The sequence below is a fragment of the Ruegeria sp. BE1 genome (assembly GCF_056538885.1).
Map to the genome: position 1 here is coordinate 494793 of NZ_JBQFTY010000002.1, position 18310 is coordinate 513102.

Annotated in this window: 20 protein-coding genes and 1 tRNA gene; 15 read left to right on the forward strand and 6 right to left on the reverse strand. The window is 50.0% G+C overall.

The window, feature by feature from the left end:
* Positions 1 to 34 precede the first annotated feature (34 nt).
* Positions 35 to 346, forward strand: coding sequence for a hypothetical protein (locus ACR0J5_RS08695; RefSeq protein WP_480652359.1), 312 nt, complete (start codon positions 35 to 37; stop codon positions 344 to 346).
* Here ACR0J5_RS08695 and ACR0J5_RS08700 read toward each other — a convergent pair whose 3' ends face one another.
* Positions 347 to 1090 carry a recombinase family protein gene (locus ACR0J5_RS08700; RefSeq protein ID WP_480652361.1) on the reverse strand — a complete coding sequence of 248 codons (744 nt, stop codon included), beginning with the start codon at positions 1088 to 1090 and terminating at the stop codon, positions 347 to 349.
* 120 nt (positions 1091 to 1210) lie between these two features.
* Between ACR0J5_RS08700 and ACR0J5_RS08705 the strand changes: the two genes are divergently transcribed.
* Entirely contained in the window at positions 1211 to 1669 is a 459-nt protein-coding gene (locus ACR0J5_RS08705) for a hypothetical protein (protein WP_480652363.1), read from the forward strand.
* Here the strand turns inward: ACR0J5_RS08705 and ACR0J5_RS08710 are convergent.
* A complete protein-coding gene (locus ACR0J5_RS08710; RefSeq protein WP_480652364.1) occupies positions 1666 to 4440 on the reverse strand; it encodes a DotA/TraY family protein in 2775 nt (924 codons plus the stop codon). The two genes, ACR0J5_RS08705 and ACR0J5_RS08710, sit on opposite strands and share 4 nt — an antisense overlap.
* A gap of 75 nt (positions 4441 to 4515) precedes the next feature.
* Between ACR0J5_RS08710 and ACR0J5_RS08715 the strand changes: the two genes are divergently transcribed.
* Positions 4516 to 5022, forward strand: a complete 507-nt coding sequence (locus tag ACR0J5_RS08715) for a hypothetical protein (protein ID WP_480652366.1) — start codon at positions 4516 to 4518, stop codon at positions 5020 to 5022.
* 448 nt (positions 5023 to 5470) lie between these two features.
* On the opposite strand, the gene ACR0J5_RS08720 is transcribed toward ACR0J5_RS08715, so the two are convergent.
* Positions 5471 to 5977, reverse strand: a complete 507-nt coding sequence (locus tag ACR0J5_RS08720; RefSeq protein WP_480652368.1) for an antirestriction protein ArdA — start codon at positions 5975 to 5977, stop codon at positions 5471 to 5473.
* A gap of 729 nt (positions 5978 to 6706) precedes the next feature.
* On the opposite strand from ACR0J5_RS08720, the gene ACR0J5_RS08725 reads away from it, so the two are divergent.
* The 7 genes from ACR0J5_RS08725 (at position 6707) to ACR0J5_RS08755 (ending at position 13942) form a co-directional block, all read left to right on the forward strand.
* Positions 6707 to 7207, forward strand: coding sequence for a cysteine hydrolase family protein (locus ACR0J5_RS08725; RefSeq protein WP_480652370.1), 501 nt, complete (start codon positions 6707 to 6709; stop codon positions 7205 to 7207).
* A 476-nt stretch (positions 7208 to 7683) separates the two neighbouring features.
* Positions 7684 to 8469 carry a DNA-methyltransferase gene (locus ACR0J5_RS08730; protein ID WP_480652372.1) on the forward strand — a complete coding sequence of 262 codons (786 nt, stop codon included), beginning with the start codon at positions 7684 to 7686 and terminating at the stop codon, positions 8467 to 8469.
* Entirely contained in the window at positions 8466 to 8930 is a 465-nt protein-coding gene (locus tag ACR0J5_RS08735) for a BglII/BstYI family type II restriction endonuclease (protein WP_480652373.1), read from the forward strand. Before ACR0J5_RS08730 ends, ACR0J5_RS08735 begins: the two co-directional genes overlap by 4 nt.
* Positions 8931 to 8937: 7 nt before the next feature.
* Complete coding sequence (locus ACR0J5_RS08740; protein ID WP_480652375.1) at positions 8938 to 10269, forward strand: ParB N-terminal domain-containing protein; 1332 nt, start codon at positions 8938 to 8940, stop codon at positions 10267 to 10269.
* Positions 10259 to 12175 carry an SNF2-related protein gene (locus tag ACR0J5_RS08745; protein ID WP_480652376.1) on the forward strand — a complete coding sequence of 639 codons (1917 nt, stop codon included), beginning with the start codon at positions 10259 to 10261 and terminating at the stop codon, positions 12173 to 12175. Before ACR0J5_RS08740 ends, ACR0J5_RS08745 begins: the two co-directional genes overlap by 11 nt.
* Positions 12172 to 13023 carry a protein NO VEIN domain-containing protein gene (locus ACR0J5_RS08750; protein ID WP_480652378.1) on the forward strand — a complete coding sequence of 284 codons (852 nt, stop codon included), beginning with the start codon at positions 12172 to 12174 and terminating at the stop codon, positions 13021 to 13023. Before ACR0J5_RS08745 ends, ACR0J5_RS08750 begins: the two co-directional genes overlap by 4 nt.
* A gap of 88 nt (positions 13024 to 13111) precedes the next feature.
* Positions 13112 to 13942, forward strand: coding sequence for a hypothetical protein (locus tag ACR0J5_RS08755; RefSeq protein ID WP_480652380.1), 831 nt, complete (start codon positions 13112 to 13114; stop codon positions 13940 to 13942).
* Positions 13943 to 14190: 248 nt separating this feature from the next.
* Here ACR0J5_RS08755 and ACR0J5_RS08760 read toward each other — a convergent pair.
* Positions 14191 to 14266, reverse strand: a tRNA-Thr gene (locus ACR0J5_RS08760).
* Positions 14267 to 14448: 182 nt separating this feature from the next.
* Between ACR0J5_RS08760 and ACR0J5_RS08765 the strand changes: the two genes are divergently transcribed.
* Positions 14449 to 15324 (forward strand): hypothetical protein, encoded by an 876-nt coding sequence (locus ACR0J5_RS08765; protein ID WP_480652382.1) that lies wholly within the window; start codon positions 14449 to 14451, stop codon positions 15322 to 15324.
* A gap of 124 nt (positions 15325 to 15448) precedes the next feature.
* Here ACR0J5_RS08765 and ACR0J5_RS08770 read toward each other — a convergent pair whose 3' ends face one another.
* Positions 15449 to 15718, reverse strand: a complete 270-nt coding sequence (locus tag ACR0J5_RS08770) for a DUF2312 domain-containing protein (RefSeq protein ID WP_480652383.1) — start codon at positions 15716 to 15718, stop codon at positions 15449 to 15451.
* Between the two features lie 162 nt (positions 15719 to 15880).
* Between ACR0J5_RS08770 and ACR0J5_RS08775 the strand changes: the two genes are divergently transcribed.
* The gene (locus ACR0J5_RS08775; RefSeq protein ID WP_480652385.1) at positions 15881 to 16099 is read left to right on the forward strand and encodes a hypothetical protein; all 219 of its coding nucleotides are present in this window, start codon (positions 15881 to 15883) and stop codon (positions 16097 to 16099) included.
* Positions 16100 to 16108: 9 nt separating this feature from the next.
* Here the strand turns inward: ACR0J5_RS08775 and ACR0J5_RS08780 are convergent, their stop codons facing one another.
* Positions 16109 to 16324, reverse strand: a complete 216-nt coding sequence (locus tag ACR0J5_RS08780) for a hypothetical protein (RefSeq protein ID WP_480652387.1) — start codon at positions 16322 to 16324, stop codon at positions 16109 to 16111.
* Positions 16325 to 16567: 243 nt separating this feature from the next.
* Here ACR0J5_RS08780 and ACR0J5_RS08785 point away from each other — a divergent pair, with 243 nt between their 5' ends.
* The 3 genes from ACR0J5_RS08785 to ACR0J5_RS08795 are packed head-to-tail and all read left to right on the forward strand — an operon-like array spanning position 16568 to position 18302.
* The gene (locus ACR0J5_RS08785) at positions 16568 to 17431 is read left to right on the forward strand and encodes an MBL fold metallo-hydrolase (protein WP_480652388.1); all 864 of its coding nucleotides are present in this window, start codon (positions 16568 to 16570) and stop codon (positions 17429 to 17431) included.
* A gap of 17 nt (positions 17432 to 17448) precedes the next feature.
* The gene (locus tag ACR0J5_RS08790; RefSeq protein WP_480652390.1) at positions 17449 to 17871 is read left to right on the forward strand and encodes a YeeE/YedE family protein; all 423 of its coding nucleotides are present in this window, start codon (positions 17449 to 17451) and stop codon (positions 17869 to 17871) included.
* Positions 17871 to 18302 (forward strand): DUF6691 family protein, encoded by a 432-nt coding sequence (locus ACR0J5_RS08795; RefSeq protein WP_480652392.1) that lies wholly within the window; start codon positions 17871 to 17873, stop codon positions 18300 to 18302. The genes ACR0J5_RS08790 and ACR0J5_RS08795 overlap by 1 nt, the downstream gene beginning before the upstream one ends.
* Positions 18303 to 18310: the final 8 nt, after the last annotated feature.

The following is an 18310-nucleotide window of genomic DNA, read 5'->3' on the forward strand; positions in this document are numbered from 1 at the left end:
TGCAATTATGTCAGTATTTATGACATAATTCAGCATGAATATTATCAACGACACCTTTGTGCCTGACAAACAATGGGTTGGTCGGATGGTCAAAAATGCCTTTGGTGTGGAAGAACCTGTCACGTTGCCAAGCACGCATTGGAAACACTATGACTGGCTCGAAGCCAACGACAAAGACATGGACGAATGGTTGAAGGCGCTCGACATCGAGCGCCACAGCCACAAGGGATTTAAGATCAGTCTCACAGCCTATCTGGAAATGGCTCTTGTTCAGGATGAGGCACGTCGTCATCGCGCGGGTGAAGACGTGCCACTTTTTATTAACCCACATAGGGTCGTCGACTAGCTAGTGCTTTGTTTTGTTGGTCGTGAGCGAATGTGCAGTAAATCCCGCCCTATCGACATGGCGTTCCAACTCTTCGTCTGAAACCGAATATGCAACATCAATTTTAGCTAACTCATCAAGGGCGCGTTCCATTGTAGCAGATAATTTAGGCCGCCCCACATGCACACCGCGCTCTTTGGCAGCCTTCATGCCTGCTTTGGTGCGTTCGCTGATCAGGCTGCGCTCATACTCCGCGAAGACTGCTAGTTGGCCAAAGATCATTCGCCCCACTGCAGTTGACGTGTCGATGCCTTGAGTGATGGCCTGAAAGTGGATGCCGCGATCCAATAAGTCGTCCATTATGGACAACAGATGGATTGTGGATCGCCCCAGTCTGTCCAGTTTCCAGACCGTGAGCGTGTCGCCTTCTTTCAAGTCTTTGAGCATCTGATCAAGCGCGGGCCGAGCCGTTTTTGCGCCTGAAACGCCGTGGTCGGTGTAGAGTTTGATGCACCCCGCATCCTTGAGTGCATCTATCTGTAACGCTTCGGATTGGTCTGCATCGGACACGCGGATATAGCCGATCTTCCGGCCTTCGCGGGCGTCTATTTGATTGGACTCATCTTTCTTCGGTTTATGCTGCTTCACCTCCCCAGTGTGGCAGGTGAAATCCATAGAACAAGCGGTTTTCATGGCAAAAAGTCCTTGTCTAAAGGGGTCCCTTTTCAAGGCAGGCTGACCGCTGATTTCACGTGTTACGGCCAATGGAAAAACTTGTGGAAAACCTACCACTTGCGTTCTTCGAACCGTCTTGTGGTAAAGTTATCCTAAAGGGACCCCTTTTGCCGCAGGCCCTCCGCAAAGTTCAAACGGAAGGTCTAGGCCATGAGACGTATTCACGTTCTTAGCATTTTAGCTTCGCTGAACCTGCTGTCGATTGCGTGGGTTTGGACCAGATACATCGAGTACCGCGAGAGCATTGGAATGGCGCACGCTGCCCATGTTTCCGACATCATTTTGCAGCTTGCTCTACCAACACTGATGCTAATTGTTGTTGTTAGCGGGGTTGGGTTTCTTGCGCTCTATGCATTGGCATTTTCTATCTGGAAACTACAAAATACCGACCGACGCGCTGGCATTCGGATATTTGGGTGTTTTTTACTCGTCTGTGCCGCCGCGGGAACTGCCTACGCAGCCATGTATCATGACGTAGATATCGGCCCACTAGCACTCATTAGTTTTTTGATCCTATTTCCCGCGTTTTGGGCTGTTTTGGCGATCCCTTTTGCTTTGTATAAAGCGTATATCGATGATCGCGAAGGCTTTCAGTTTATCCGCCGCTAGGTTGACTTAGGTAGATCACTGGTTGGACCGCCTTTCTTAATGTCCAGCTTGGCAGCGGCTTCGCCAATGTCTTTCATTTTGCGAGCGTCAGCTCGGCTCATTCCACCTCTGGCTGCTGCTCGGGATGAAGAAACTCTTCTGATGCCACTTGCAAGGCCATCAACCGCACCACCTCCGGCAGCAGCAAGCTTTCCACCCCCCGCAACTGCTCCAATAACGGCTTCACGAGACCCATTGATTGGATCGCCTCTACTGTCACTGAACGGCTGCGCGCTACTTCCCATCCATCTTAATATGCCTTTGGGCACATCATCGATCAATTTGAAGCACATCAGGGCAATGTTGTAAGCCAAGAACACAAAGATGACTGTGTAAACAATAACTCCAACGAAGCCGGTTGAATCCCCCACATAGTCGGCTCGTGTTATCGACACTGCTGATCCGAACAATGAGATGAAGTAGTACATCGCCGCCCCGAATACGATGTAGCCACCGATAAGCCCCATAATGATCAAGGCAGGACGGATCAAAATCATAAGAAGTAGCTGATAACCTTGAATGGCCATCGGCCCTGGCATGCCATCTCCGTCAATCCGCAAGTGTGCCAGTGCCCAAAGCGGCATCGCCACAATGGCTTCAAAAATCTCAAGAACCCAGCCAATAACCGCGAATGAGAAGTAAATAAACGGCAACAACGGCAATACGTAAGCCAAAAACACACCAGCAACGAACCCAACAATCCCAATCGTAAATGCCAGTGTTGCCAGCGGCTTCAAGACATCCTCAGCAACAAAGAAGGATGCAACTTTGGACACGCCTCCGACACCAAATGCGATCATTGAGCTTGTCACCATATTGTGGCCCGCGCTGACCATTCGCGACATCGGGTCAAGGTTTGGTGTATTGCTCAGGTCATAGAGTTCTTTGGCACCAAAAATTCTGAAAACGAACCGCGAAAATCTGTTTGTTGAATTCGACGCGGCCTCTTGGTCTCTGGCATCTTGATAAAGTGGACTGTTCTGAGGCACCCCAGAGGCGATATGATCACCATACTCATCGCTTGCAAATATGATTGCACCTGTAATCTCATTTGCTGATGCGGCAGACCCACCAAATCGGTTGTTCCATAATCTTGCCCATGCGCTACGGTTATCCTGCGTCATTTCTTCTGCACTAAACAATGAATCGAGTGTTGGCGCGGCGGCGGAAATCGCATCGTTAAACTTCTGATTTATCTTCCCAATATTTGCATACCAAAGACCGGCAGCAGCCCATCCGCGTCGTGTCATGTCGTCGCTTACCGTAGAGCGCGCAAACGTCGAACCGGAGAGACTTTGAAAGCTTGTGTCAATTTCCAGATTGACGCGCTGGTTTGAGGCTTCGGCGACCTGCCTCAACAAAGCGGGGATGAAGGTCAGTGTTGTAAAATCTCCGTATTCTGGCGCTGCGCCAACCGAAATTTTTACTCTGGCGATGGCTTCGGCGGCTGGTCTCACCGCGTTTGCTATCGTTTCAATCTCAGCAACATATGCGGCTTTGATGTCCGTGTGGAGTTGCCCAATTCTATTGGCAACATTTGGACCACCAAACACAAAACTCCAAAACCCGGGGTTGGTCGTGTTTACCAATTGTCCATTCGTGTGCAGATCGAACTCTGCAAGACTTACAGAAACCTGCCCACAGGTGTAATCATCGGCTTGATCACCCGGATTGGCGTTACTCCAAGAGATGTCGACGGATGTTTCACCTGCGATTCCAGCGATGGCAATCATGTTCGGAACGCTGGAGAAATCTGCTACTTGCGATGAATTTCCAAGCTTTTGTAAGATTTGAATGCGGGGCGTGTTTGCATTTATTTGATTAAATGAGGCCGCACAAACTTCGTTCAAGAAAATGCGTCGTACCAGTTCAATGGTACTCTTGTTCTCGGGGCGAGTAACGATGTTGGAAGCCGCCGTAAATTCTCCGACGAACACCGTCCAAACCTGTGTTCCCAGTCCTGACCCCATCTTTGCCACCCAAAGGGTGATGTATTGCGCTGAGTTCAACCCGCTCCCCAACGGCACAAGAAGGCCAAGCGCAATGACCAGTCTGATGGGTGCCCACAAAGAGTCAAAGCGTCTACCAAAAGGCGTGCCAGTTTTGGCAGCTTCACCAACAACCGTCATGATGTAGTAGAGGACAATGATCACCGCGATGACCATCATTGCCATACTATAAAAACCAAGCACAGCTTGTAGACCTTGATATACGGGTGTTCCGGTTGGCTGAGAGGCGGCTCCAAAAACGTTCAGATTGGCCCCGAATACTTGTTCCAGCATTACTAACGCCGCATCTGTTGGTACGTTCGCTGTTGGTGTCGTAAAGAAACCTGATGCACCTCCCGGTGCTTGAGCATGGGCGACCCCTAAAAACGCGTAGAAAGCAATCAGCACGGCTTGGATGGCGATCATGATCAGGCCGGAGACAATTGCCGTGAAAATAGCAATCTGATCGATATTGCGCGTTGACCAAGTGATATTGTTGGCAGCTATCGCCAGAACCTGTCGAACACCAAACTGACCTATATTGGCCGGGTTCAGTGCGAGGTGATTTTCGGGGATGAGGCGAGCTGAGCGGAGTACCAGTGCTATCAAGTACGCAAAGTGACCAAAATGAAAGCCCAAGGCACGTATTCTTGGAATAATATCAGGCAGCATTGCATAACGCATAACCGCCTTGGCCGTGTTTGAATTAAATCCTATTTTGCGCTGCTCTGTTTGCGTGCTCAATTCACCCTCATTAAATGCTTTTTATTTTAATTTACTATAAATTTTATAATAATTCGTTAATAATGGATTCCGATTATGACTGAAAATGAACTTTACGCAATAGTTGATGAATTATTAGAGGCTCTGCCAAACAACGTAAATGGGGCAGAAAAAGCAGATATTTATGCCTGCCTTGGAAAGGAATTGGGTCTGACGCATTTATTATTACCCGAAGCGCGGCCTGATCAGCTTTATTCGGTGTCTTTACCGGACAAGGCACCTGAGCTGTATCAGGATCGGCAAGATCGCAAAGAAACATGCGTCGCGTTCATAGCGCGGGTCTACCACACATGGCTTGGCAATGGGTTGGGTCGACACCACCTGCGCCATCTGGACCACGGATTGTACCATGCGTTGCACAACTGGTTGCGCAAGAACGAGTTACCGGACTGGCTGGACCTTCCCAACAAGAAGGATTTGAACACCCGCGAACTGGCGATGCTGGGTGTGAAAGAAGGAGATTTGTTGCCATACCCTTCTTACTACAAAGGGCTTAAGGACAAGCTGCGGCTCTATAATGCTGCGCGTAACCGTGCAAAGTAGATTTGGACTGCTTCAGGCTCTGCTTACTGTTTTTTGCTTCGAAGACGAATCCCAAGGGGCTATATGTTTAAGCAGCAAAAAATCTTGATTTTGTTTGGTCGTGATGCTTGTGTATCTGATAGTAAGGTCTTGGTTAGAATAGGATACTTGAATGAGATTTGATACGATGTGGAGAGCAAAGTGCCCACGTTGTGACTACGTTAATGGCCCCGAAAACTGTGGAAAATGCAGAAATTGTGAACGAGGACGCATTCTTGCAAGCCATTCAAACAGGTATGGTGCTATGTTAGGCTGCGAGAACTGTGAATATTCCGGAATTAGTTTGTGTACTAATTGTGGTGCTGATTTCCGATCTAAAATTGAGATAAAGGGTTTGTTCGGGTGGCGAAAAGCGTAATCAAGGGAAGTCCATTAAAGTTGCTGATCGAATAAATACGTGAGAGCGGCCCTAGGCCGCCCTATAGATCACAGCTTCCCCAGCAATCTCCGTTTCTGTGTAATCATAGGATAGGTCTTGGGCGACAGCATCCATATCAATGTAACGCTGCAAATGATCCGGAATATCCCCAAAGAGCCCTTCATCCATCATTTGTTCTGCTAGCTCCTTCATGCTGTCCACATGATACAGTTCCACATCAAATTCCTCTGGATGTACGTCATCAGGGTCAAAGCTGTATCCAACCTCACCTACGGCGATGATAAAGATCATTTTCTGGTAGGGTTCCCATTCGTCACAGACATCGAAGTATGGCCCCATGTTAGCCTGATTGATCCCCCATGCCTTAGCCAGATCACAGTCGATATGATCTCCATCAATGAATTGAATTTCATATTCCTCAACAGCATCGCCGTGGCCGTTTTTATTTGCTCTCGCCTTCCCCCTGAATTCGTCCAAGCTCTCAAAGTAAAACCCATTCGCGGAAATATCGTATGGTTGTGCGTATAGTTGCGGCATTGTCTTTTTCTCCTCTCATTTATGACGGGTTGCGCATGCAACAGTCTGGCTTCCGCCGAGGAGCGGGGGTGCAAGGAACAAAGGCGCGGTTACGCGGGACCAGAGCCACGCGCAGCTGCAATGCACATGAAGCGAGCATGGCGAGGCCCCACCCTTTGTGCCGCGCTGGGGGCGGCAGCCCTAAGACAGCAATCCAACGGGATGAACCGTTTGGTCTACATGAACATGGTCTGGGGTCTTGGGGGCAGGAACGCCACCCAAGTCGATGGGTGCAGGGAGAGTGAAATCTCTCTGCTCGGGCTCAGCTTCGACAAGCTGGCGGCATTCAATCCGCGTAGGGTTGATCTATGGGGTGTTGGGGAGAGACGACTTCTCCCCGACGAGAGATCAAACATCGATATGTTTGCTGACTGGTTTAGGGTTCAATGCCCTGCTCCAGTCACGGCCTAGGGGGATGCAACGGGGGCGCGCAGCGGACCCCCTTGCCAAGATGTGCGGTACTACCGCACACATCTTGCGGTATTCACCAATGCCGTATAGTGCCCAAATAAACCACAGCAAAAGCAGGTCATCGTAGTCGCACACTGATACTTCAGGCCCAGAACACACTACGGTCGAAAACAAAGCGGAAGGAGGTTGAGTCAACTCGAATTGGCGTCTCATGCAGCAAGACGCCGGTCGTATCATAAGCTGTTGAGTTTCATCAAAGAATTTGAGAAACTTCAACCGATGAATGACCAAGTGAACACATCAGACGCCTTGTTGATTGTTGACGTACAGAATGGGTTCGTCAACGGCTCGACTAAGCACATACCCACTCTAGTGGAACAGCTACAGCATTCCTACGAATACGTAGTTGCCACTCAGTTTTTCAACGAAGAAGGATCATTCTACAGGAAGCTTATTGGGTGGAATCGTCTCCAAAGGGACAGCGGTGAATTCGACCTAGCATTTGATCTCAGAAAGGATGCACTTGTAGTAGAAAAACCTATCTACACCTGTGTCGGGAAGGATTTCTTAAGCTACTTAGCTGCGAACGAGATAGAAACTATAGATATATGCGGCATAGATACCGACATATGTGTAACCAAATGCGCCGTTGACTTATTCGAGGCTGGAATCGAGCCAATTGTGCTCAAAGACTATTGTGGTAGCACTGCTGGTAGAGATCACCATGAATATGCGCTCCGCACGCTTGCTAGGTTTATTGGAAAAGATCAAGTACGTTAAGTCTGTTGACTAAAATTTCAAGAATATCAGTAATTCCGGTTGAACTTCACGCGAACGTGGCGAGCAGATCGGCACCGTGCGGAACAGACGACGAGACGAGGAACTCACGTGCCGCTGGTTTTCCAGCCGGGCTTTCCTCGTGCGAACCTAGGTGCCCGAATGGGTCGAGGCGATATGAGCATATGAATGCATGTATATGCTGAATCTGGGAAACTAGGGCACCCACAAATCAAACACCGGCCCCATCATGTTGGGACAAACCTGTGTAAGATGCCTAAATATAGTCAAAATCCACTTCACAAGCGCGGCGAACTCAGGCACAATATCAGCATAGAACAATAGAAGAACATGCGTAAGAGGGATTGGAGCAGGAGTTGACGGCAAGTCCAAGAAGAAAAATCAGTACTGTAGCGGGGGTTGAGCGACTACAGCGAGACGCAAACGCTCACATCAAGTGTCAAGATAACCTCAAATTCATGAGAGAACTTGAAGACGAATCTATGGATCTGATTGTTACCTCCCCTCCCTACAACATCGGGAAGGAATACGAGAAGCGCCGTTCACAGGATGTCTATATAGCAGAACAAGCGGCGTGCATCGCAGAAGCCGTTCGCCTACTAAACCCAAAAGGTTCTATTTGTTGGCAAGTAGGAAACCATGTTGACAGTGGCGAAGTGTTCCCACTGGATATTCTGTTGTACCATATTTTCAAAGATCATGGTCTCCAGTTGCGCAACCGTATGGTTTGGACTTTCGGACATGGCCTGCATTGTCAAAAACGGTTCTCTGGACGCCACGAAACCGTTCTATGGTTCACAAAATCTGATGACTACATCTTCAACCTTGATCCCGTAAGGGTCCCGACCAAGTACCCAAACAAGAAACATTTCAAAGGTCCCAACAAAGGAAAGTTATCTAGCAATCCTCTGGGAAAAAACCCATCTGATGTTTGGGATATTCCAAATGTAAAATCCAACCACGTCGAGAAAACGGATCATCCCTGCCAATTCCCTGTGGGCCTTGTAGAACGTCTCGTGCTGTCGCTAACAAATGAGGGAGCTAGTGTTCTGGATCCGTATTTGGGCGTTGGTTCAACAGCGATAGCTGCACTAAAGCACGGAAGAAATGCTTACGGATGCGATCTGGACCAAGGTTACATCGATATAGCGTGGGACCGAGTGCATCAGTTTCGAGCGGGTAATCTTCGCACTCGTCCGATGAACAAACCAGTTTATGATCCTAAAGCCAAAGTTAAAAAATGAAATTAGCCTACACATACGAAGAACACCACAGCGCCGGTTCAGAATGGGACAAGCGAGAATTGAAAGAGTGGCTCACTGATGTCTTCGAAGCTCCGGCAATCAAGATTGCCAAAGGATGTACAGGAGAAATTCGAGAGCATGTCGAAAACGAGTTTCTAAACGATGGTTGGGCGCTGGACGTTAGACTGGATAGCGACTCCATGATCAAAGTCTTCTCGTTGAAAGAAGATATGGCCTTTCAATTACAAACTGGCAATATGAGCCGTGCGCCTTACGACCTACTTAAACTGGAATACTTGTACAAATCAGGTCGAATAGAAACTGCGGCTCTCGCTCTACCCACACAAGAAGCAGCCAAAAAAATGGGCGATAACATAGCATACGCTGAGCGCGTAATTAGAGAGCTTAAACTGTTTGACCGGGTAATAACATTGCCGCTGTTGGTTGTTGCATTTGATTGAGGCCTAAATGACTTTTGAAATACACGTTAAACCGCGCTCCGAACGACAAGCCATCATCTCCAAAGCGCTAGAAGCATCAGAGCGAACTGACCGTCTGGATGATTTTCGGGGAGAAGCCATAGACCTCAAAGTCGTGGTGCTTGACATTGGCCTTCCTGTATATCGCATGGCCAACTGCCGTACATTTTCTGAACAACAGAACGCCATCGCTAAGAAAGGTCTAGGAACCACCTACTTTTCGAAAGGCCAGGAATCCACCGAAGCGCAACATGAACAGCACGCTATCTTAAGGAAAATCACAAAAAGTGCCAAAGCTTCGGTGGCAAATATTGATGAAATCCTAACCACCGAAGGACAGCGCGATCCCCTATTAGTTACGTCGACTGGAGTGGTTGTAAACGGGAACCGACGTTTGAGTGCAATGCGGGACCTGTACTCAAATGATCCCACGCAGTTCTCTAAGTTTTCACACGTCAAGTGTGCAGTACTACCATCTGATGCGTCTGCTGACGATATTGATGATGTAGAGGCTGCGCTTCAGGCACGCCCTCAAACAAAACTGGATTATGATTGGGTTGGTGAAGCTCAGTTGGTTCGCCGCCAACGTCAAAAAGGGCGATCAGTTGATCAAGTTGCCAATCAGCTTAGACGTAAGCCCGCAGAAATCAAAAATCTTCTTCAAGCATTAGAAGAGGCAGAGTTGTATCTGTCCGATTGGGCACAAAAGCCCGGTCAATATGCTCTCGTTGCGGATGATGGCGAACAACTATTCAAAGACATTCCCAAACAAATTGGGCCGCAGGATGCGCAATTGCAGAGTGCAAGCCGCGCAATAGCTTGGTCCGTTTTTGAAAATGCTGATCGGTTTTCTGGCCGTATTTACAACTTCAATGCTGCATTTGGGAAGCTTGCACCACAAGTTGTGCAATCTGTTACTGAAGAGTTGGGAATAGAGCTCTCGAAAGCCGAAACAGAAGATTATGGTGAATTTGACTTTGCGCTTGATGACGATGAAGAAGTTCTCAACTACAGCCCTTTTGTAAACGCGCTCCGTGAACCTGAATCCAAAGATGATGCGATCGAGGCGTTAGTTGATGCATGTGTTACGGCGATTGAGCGCGAAAAGGGGAAGAAGCGAAAAGACGCAGCACTAAAATCGCTGGGACAGGTTCACTCGAAATTGGCTGCTATCGACATTTCAACCGCTGGCTCAAATACCTACAACCCGATGCTAAAACAGATTTCCGCAATTGGTGACATCCTCAGTAGGCTGGAAAGAGATGTCAGCAAAGCGCTAGAAACCAGTACGTCTCAAGGGGATAGAACTGGTGACGACTGATGACCTAGCGAAAGTCACTGTTGACGTAAATCAATACAATGAGGGCGAATTAACCATATCGCTTGAGAACGTGAACGCCTCCGTCTGGGGGCATATCAAATCGCTTATCTTATCTCGTGGTATTGAACATAAAAGCTCATCCAACAGCATCCGCCTTTCATGGCCAGACACTCTTACTGTAGTTCGTGAGTTTGGAACCCGTTCCGCACAAACTGACTACCATTTTCGTTTTAGCCCGACAGAAGCGGCCAAAGCGAAACTCGCCGAGTTCGCAAAACAAGTACAAGCCGTGCGTAGTTTACGCACGAAAAAACCTAAAGAGGTACTTTCCGAAGAAGAAATCGAAGAAAAGCTTCTTGGATACGGCTTCACTAAACGAAAGCTCAAATCATTTCAGCTAAGGGACATTTCGCACCTTCTCAGTCTGTCAAATGGAGCCAATTTTTCTGTACCCGGGGCAGGAAAAACAACCGTTACATTCGCACTACACATGCTTGTATGTGAGCCAGATCAGCATTTGATTGTTGTGGCTCCAAAAGCCGCCTTCCAAGCTTGGAAGGACATCGTGGGTGAATGTATCAGCGAAGATGCACCCGACAATGCTGGCGAAGAATTCACTGTTCTCGACAAAGGTGAAGAGCAAACAACGACTGCCCTAGCCTCTGGAGCAAGGCGCTTCATAATTTCGTATGATATGGCGATACGGCAACAAGCCATTTTAGCTAATCATATAGCAAGCACACCCACCCACTTAGTATTGGATGAATCCCATAGGATGAAAGCAGGCTGGGCTTCCCAACGCGGATCGTTTCTATTGGGCATTTCTTCCCTTCCAGTACGACGAGATATCTTGTCGGGGACGCCCATGCCGCAGTCGGCATCAGATATTGAATCTCAATTGGAGTTCCTATGGCCAGGTCAGGGGCTGGGGCGGGAGATTGCGCTTGGAAAGCCTCCACGTGACGTTCTGGGAAATCTATACGTTAGAACAACAAAAAAGGAGCTCAAGCTACCTGATGCAAAGCGCCATTTCCCGGATTTCGATATGGGAGAAGGACAATTGGCATTGTACTCAATCGTTCGAGATGAGTTCTTACGAAACTATGCCAAGAGCGCCTCAGAAGGGTTGAACGAGGTACAGATTCTCAAGGCACGTAGATCCGCAATGAGGCTACTACAGTTGTCTGTGAGCCCTACCCTCGCGTTGAATGCCATGGCAAACGATGATGTCGAGATTTCGTCCTCAATTGTTGAGGCCGTACTCGATGAAGGACATTCACCCAAAATGCGTGCAGTGATGCAGCATGCACGAGAACTTGCCCAACGCGGAGAAAAATCTGTTATTTGGACTATCTTCACAGGCACGATTCACAGCCTTGATAGTTCACTCGCGGATATAAATCCTGTTTTTATCCATGGTGGTGTGCCGTCTGGATCCAAAGATGATCCTGCAACGCGCGAAGGCAAGATCAAACGCTTTCATGAAGATGATAACTGTTCAGTATTGATTGCAAACCCAGCCGCAGCGGGGGAAGGGATAAGCCTTCATACGGTTTGCCACAACGCCCTGTACTTAGATCGGAGCTATGTATCCACACACTATCTTCAATCGATAGATCGAATACACCGCCTTGGTTTGCCTGAAGATCAAGAAACCAACATTTATGTGTATCGCAGTCGTGCTCCAGCGGAAATCGGCAGCATTGATGTGTCCGTCAGTAGGCGACTGACTGAGAAAATTCGAAATATGCAGGAACTTCTGGACGATCCTGACCTGCATGAAATCGCATATGATGAGGAACAAGCAGACGATCCAATCGACTATGACGTTGGCATTCAGGACATTGTTGATCTGATCACAGAACTAGAAAATCGGGCTCCTGAATTTTCTGAAGAGCAGCTATGACCGTAGTTCCATCTACAGAGCGCCTTTTTTCGCTCGCATGCTTTGAGGGACTGCGCCTTATTCGCCAGTACACCATTAACCACCCAGAATTGAGAGTTTTGGACATCGTAGAACTTGTCAAAAAAGTTGAGGCTGATGCAGAAAGCTTGGACATGGACGCTGCAATACATCTTCACGACAGCGTTGAACCAAATTGCGCAATTGACGGCGAACCATTCTATCAAGAGTGTATCAAAGCAGTAGTTGTCAGACATCAACCAATATGGGCAAGATCGATGAGGCAGGGTCGTATGCGCTTCATCGGCTCACTTGTTGAAAGCTCAAAAAGCCGCGATGATGACCTTGATGTGTTTGCTGCTGCTGGTCTTTTGAAAGCCCCCCCCAGTAGAGAAGTAGTTTCTTGGTGGGACGATATTCTAGCTCACTCAAGATTGGCTACAGACGTAGAAAAGATGGCGCAGGCGCGGATTGCGGAGAGTCTGACAATAGATTCTGAGATTGAGCGCTTAACACTTCTCGGGATCGATAGACGTCCTGAATGGAAAGGGCTTGACGACAACTATGCAGGTTACGATGTACTTTCATACGATTTAAACGACGGTGTTGAAGTCAATAAGATGATCGAAGTTAAATCAACCATCGCCTCACCACTGCGCTTCTACCTTTCAAGAAACGAGTGGAAAAAAGCCGATCAAATCGGCGATGCTTATGTATTCCATATTTGGAATATGGCAGTCGATCCCCCTCAATTATTTGTTCGCAGCGTTGAACAGGTACGACCTCACATTCCGACGGACAATGAGAAGGGAAAATGGTCCAACGCGGAAATACCGCTCGGCATACAGTGACGTCGCGTCTCCAAAATACTTTTGAGTAGAGCAACTGCAGCTACTTAGGAATTAAAGTTGTGTTGATTTATCGTTTGAAAGCAAATGCATGTCGAAAATTTTGACAAGCCAGTCCGACGCAACACTTTCTGAAGCCTTACGAATACGCTCTACCCACTTTACCAGTAACCCGTTGCGCGTACGGCAGATTATTACTGAAGACTCTCGCTTCTGGGCTTCTATTGAGCGTAGGGAACGTGGGCTAGAGCTGGAGATATCGACGGGCTTAGAGGTGCGTATCAGAGAATTCTGGAGCAGCTACTCACTAAACCGCACTGGCGGACAATTTTTAGAAAGCGCGGAAGATAGGCTTGTTTGTAGTCGGATCCAAACTGCATCAATTTGGTTAGTGCTGCACGAATTAAGCCACTTCGACTTAGGTCATTTCGACCTAGCGAACAAATTTGGCGTTGCGCAACGGTCCCGTCAGGAGCCCCATACTCTTGATGTCATCCGTTACGACCTTCGCCATTTAGCTCCTCTTTGTCTCGAAATGCAGGCAGATCATGAAGCCACCGATATACTGCTAGGCGCTTACATTTCTGACAGTTGGGATGAGTTGCGTGAAAAGGTGTTGGCAATCTCAGGCATAATGATGCTGATCGAACTGGAAGACGCAAAAAACTCCCCTGAGGGCCGCACACACCCAAAGGCCGCGACACGAATTTTCCAACTTTTGGGGCATCTGGCAGAGATGCCTTTGATACAAGCGCAAGCCCGTCTGGATACATCACTCATCCCCTCCGAAAATGAACTGCAAGCATTCTCGCGAGACGTGACCATCCCCTGTTTTTTTGATGCCGTTCAGTTGGCGCAAGCGGCTGGTGCCGTTTCCATCGCAAACGATCTCGGCGACTCTGAGGATTTCTTCAAAGATTAGCTTTTGAAATCTCAATCAACTGCATACTTTCATATCAAAGCATATCAACACGCTGAAAATAAATGGAAAATCCCGTTACAAAACAAGAGTTTCTTCCGAGCCCAGCTTTACAAGACGTATCAAGGAGCGAGATGCGAGGATGTACTGAATGTGAATCGCGCAATGTCTGCTATATGTCTGCTTTCGCACGAATGCATTACCAGAAGCACCGCGTCATTTCCGTAAGGCTTTAATTTTTATGAATTAAATGGTGCCCCCACACGGACTCGAACCGCGGACCTACTGATTACAAATCAGTTGCTCTACCAGCTGAGCTATAGGGGCACTGGGTGTCGATTACTTTCTCTTGTGCGCGACTGCAAGCCTATATTTTCGTGATAGGGTCGAGTTTTTTCCTTCTACGCGCAATCAACAATTGCGCTCTGAACAAACGCGCAGATTTGACTGTTCGGGCCGCAGCCTGTAACCCCGAAAACAAAGCGAAAAGCCAGAGAACAGAACCCAAAATGCAGGTTGTCATCCACGCTGGGGCGGCGTTTACCGACGAAGGGCGGGTGTTGAACTCGCTGAAAAAGAACAGAAGCAAGGTGATCGCAAATGGTGTCACGTATTTTGGTCATCGCCGGTATAAACTTGCGTTCAAGCCCGCCCTGGACACAGTGGATGCCGAACCCGTTGAACCGGTACCTCACCAGGACCTGAAAGGTCTCTTACCTGCCGGCAAAGATACCAAACGTGTCATCTATTCAACCGCACACTTTGCCGGCGCCCCCGAAACCGCGCTGTCGAACGGGCAGCTATATCCCTATGCAGGCCGTCGGATGGCGTTTCTGGAACAGAGCTTTCAGGATCACTCGGTCGAGTTGTTCATGGCGCTGAGAAACCCGGGCAGCCTGTTGCCCAAACTGCTGATGCTGTTGCCGGAAGAGCAGCGCGCCGATGCGCTTCGAAACACCGATCTCAGCTGCCTGAGCTGGATCGGTATGGTCGAGGACATCCGCGACTTGGCCCCCAATGTCAAAGTCACGTTGTGGAGCTTTGAGGATACGCCCTTTGTATGGGGTGACATCATGCGTGCCGTCGCAGGGCTTGACAAAGACACACCGGTTCAGGACGAGCATGATCTGCTTCTGTCCCTGCTGGACGAGACCGGCAAAAACCAGATTCATTCCCTGACCGCACAAAGCAATGTGGCAAGCCCAGCAGCCTTACGCGAAGATCTGGCGCATGTTTTTGAAGAACACGCGTTGCCAGACAGCATCGAGGAAGAGTTGGACTTTCCGGGTTGGAGCACCGACATCGTCGATGCGTTTTCCGAATTGTACGACCAGGATATTGAGCGCCTGGCCAATATGTCCGGTGTAAGGGTTATTCAGCCCTAGATCACCCTTGGCCTCGCAAACGCTTTACAAACAGCCCGCAGTAAGAAATTCATGCGCCCTCAAAGACTGTGATGCTTCAAAGGGCGCAAGATCGTTTTCAGTCTGACAAAACTGGCAGGCTGAATCAGCTCATACCCAGCGCTTCTTTGTACATCTCAAGCACGGCTTCTTCCTCGGCAATATCGTCCTTGTCCCGCTTACGAAGGGCAATGACCTTGCGCATGACCTTGGTATCGTAGCCGCGCGCTTTCGCCTCGGCCATCACCTCTTTTTGCTGCTCTGCCAGATCTTTCTTTTCGGCGTCCAGACGCTCGAACCGTTCGATGAACTGGCGCAGTTCGCCTGCGGTCACACGATAGTTGGCAGAGGCCTGATCTTCGGTCATGTCTTCCATTTACGTCTCTCCCAGAGGTGGATTTCAGATGCTGTCCCGGCGGGCTCTACGCCGGATACATTGCCGCCGCGCGCGCCGCAAGCGCCCTATCACCCCCGGGCTTGTACGTACACAGGTTCTCGGCTAAGCGCTGAGGCAGGTCACAAGAAAATGTGGGGACCCATGTTCGAATACATCACCTGGGGCGGTGCCGCCCTGTCGCTTGCCGGGCTTCTGGGACTGGTCTGGTGTATTTTTCGTGTGATGAAGGCGCGCAAATCCGGGCTGTCGGATGATGAGCTGCGCGCCATGGTTCAAAGCGTTCTGCCCTGGAATTTGGCCTCGCTTTTTCTGTCGGTCATTGGCCTGATGGTCGTGATCGTGGGGATTTCGTTCGGCTGATGACCCGGCTCAGATGGGCAGATTATCGAACTGAGCTTCCATTGCGTCCTCGCACAGCGCGGCATCCAGACGGCGCAGGCGCGATGGCACATGCATACCCTGTTGGCGCATGCGTTCGATCACTTTGGTGACACTTGGCTGAAGCGCCAGACGCGTATCAAGGCAGGCACCTTGCAGCTTTTGCTCCAGTTGTTCGGCTTCAGAGTACAAATTGACTGCTGACATTTCATCCTCCCTAATAGCTTCACTTATCCTGATATAGGTAACGGTTTTAAGACCTGCACAGGATAGCGGACGAACGCGCAGGAAACCGCCTGTTTGGCCCACGGTTACAGCCGCTGGGCGCATTCTGATCAAACTTTACTCGGTTTTTGCGTATTCTGCTTTGACCGGCATCAAGTCACGCAGTGTTGATTACATCACATTCCGCAATTAATATATGAATAGCACACACAGTCGGAGGACCAAATGACACCCAAAGTAAAAGCGTTTTTCGACCCCGAGACCTTTACCGTCTCGTATGTTGCGCAGGAACCCGAAGGGCTTGCCTGCGCGATCATCGACAGTGTGCTGGATTTTGACCATGCTTCGGGGCGGACACAGACGGGATCAGCCGATCAGATCATTGATTATATCCGTCAGAACGATCTGCGGGTTGAGTGGATATTGGAAAGCCATGTCCACGCCGATCATCTGTCGGCAGCCCCCTACCTTCAGCAGGAACTGGGCGGCAAGATCGGGATCGGGGATCAGATCGTGACGATTCAGGAAACCTTTGGCAAAATCTTTAACGAAGGGACCGAGTTCCAGCGCGACGGCAGCCAGTTCGACGCGCTGTTTCGCGAGGGCGACAGTTTTCACATTGGCCAGATGCGGGGCGATGTTCTGCATACGCCGGGGCATACGCCTGCGTGTCTGACCTATGTAATCGGCGATGCGGCCTTTGTCGGCGATACCCTGTTCATGCCGGATTTCGGAACCGCGCGCTGCGACTTTCCCGGCGGGTCGTCCGAGACGCTCTATGCTTCGATTCAGAAAATACTGGCCCTGCCCGACAACACCCGCGTGTTCGTGGGTCATGACTACAAAGCTCCGGGGCGGGACGAATATGCGTGGGAAACCACTGTGGGCGAACAAAAGGCCCTGAACGTACATATAGGCCAGGGCCGCCCCGTCGAGGAATTCGTACAGATGCGGAATGCCCGTGATGCGACGCTAGGCATGCCGCGCCTGATCCTGCCGTCGCTGCAGGTCAATATGCGCGCGGGTCAGATGCCTCCGGCCGATGAACAAGGCGATGTGTTTCTGAAACTGCCCATCAACAAGCTTTAACGCGGGATCACAGCATTATGCACATGGACTGGATATGGGGCTTCGGCGGGGGCCTATTGATTGGATTGGGGGCCGCGCTCTACCTCTTGGGCAACGGGCGCATCATGGGGGCCAGCGGCATCTTGGGCGGGCTGATCGACAAGACCGACCGATCACTGGAACGGCTGAGCTTTCTGGCGGGTCTAATCGGCGCGCCGCTGTTGCTGAAATTCCTGATCTCACCTCCTCCCCAAACTCATCTGACCGGCAATCTCGCAGTTGTGATCATCGCGGGTTTGCTGGTGGGGGCCGGGACACGCATCGCAAACGGTTGCACCTCGGGTCACGGGGTTTGCGGGATTTCCCGGTTCTCGCTGCGCGGCATCGTCGCCACCCTGATCTATATCGGGGCCGGAGTGCTGACGCTGACCCTGTTTCGTCATGTGTTGGGGTTGATCTGATGCGCAATCTGATTTCATTGCTTGCAGGGTCTTTGTTCGGTACGGGCCTGTTGTTATCAGGGATGACCGACACCACTAAGGTGCAGGGTTGGTTGGATTTTTTCTGGGAATGGGACCCGACACTGGCCTTTGTCATGGGCGGCGCCATCCTGCCGATGCTGGTTGCGTGGCGCTTGACGGCGCACCGGCAGCCTTTGACCGGCGGAGAGTTTCCGCGCCCTGCCGCGCCCGAGTTGGATCGCCGTTTGATCGCAGGGTCCGTTCTGTTTGGCATGGGGTGGGCCCTGTCCGGGCTATGCCCCGGCCCTGCCCTCGCGTCGATCAGCTATGGCGGGATTGGCGGGGTTGTCTTTCTGCTGTCGATGATCGCGGGGATGTATGCGGCCCCGACCCTTGGCGTGAAACTGGACAGCGTTGCAAACGCGGCCTAATCAATTGC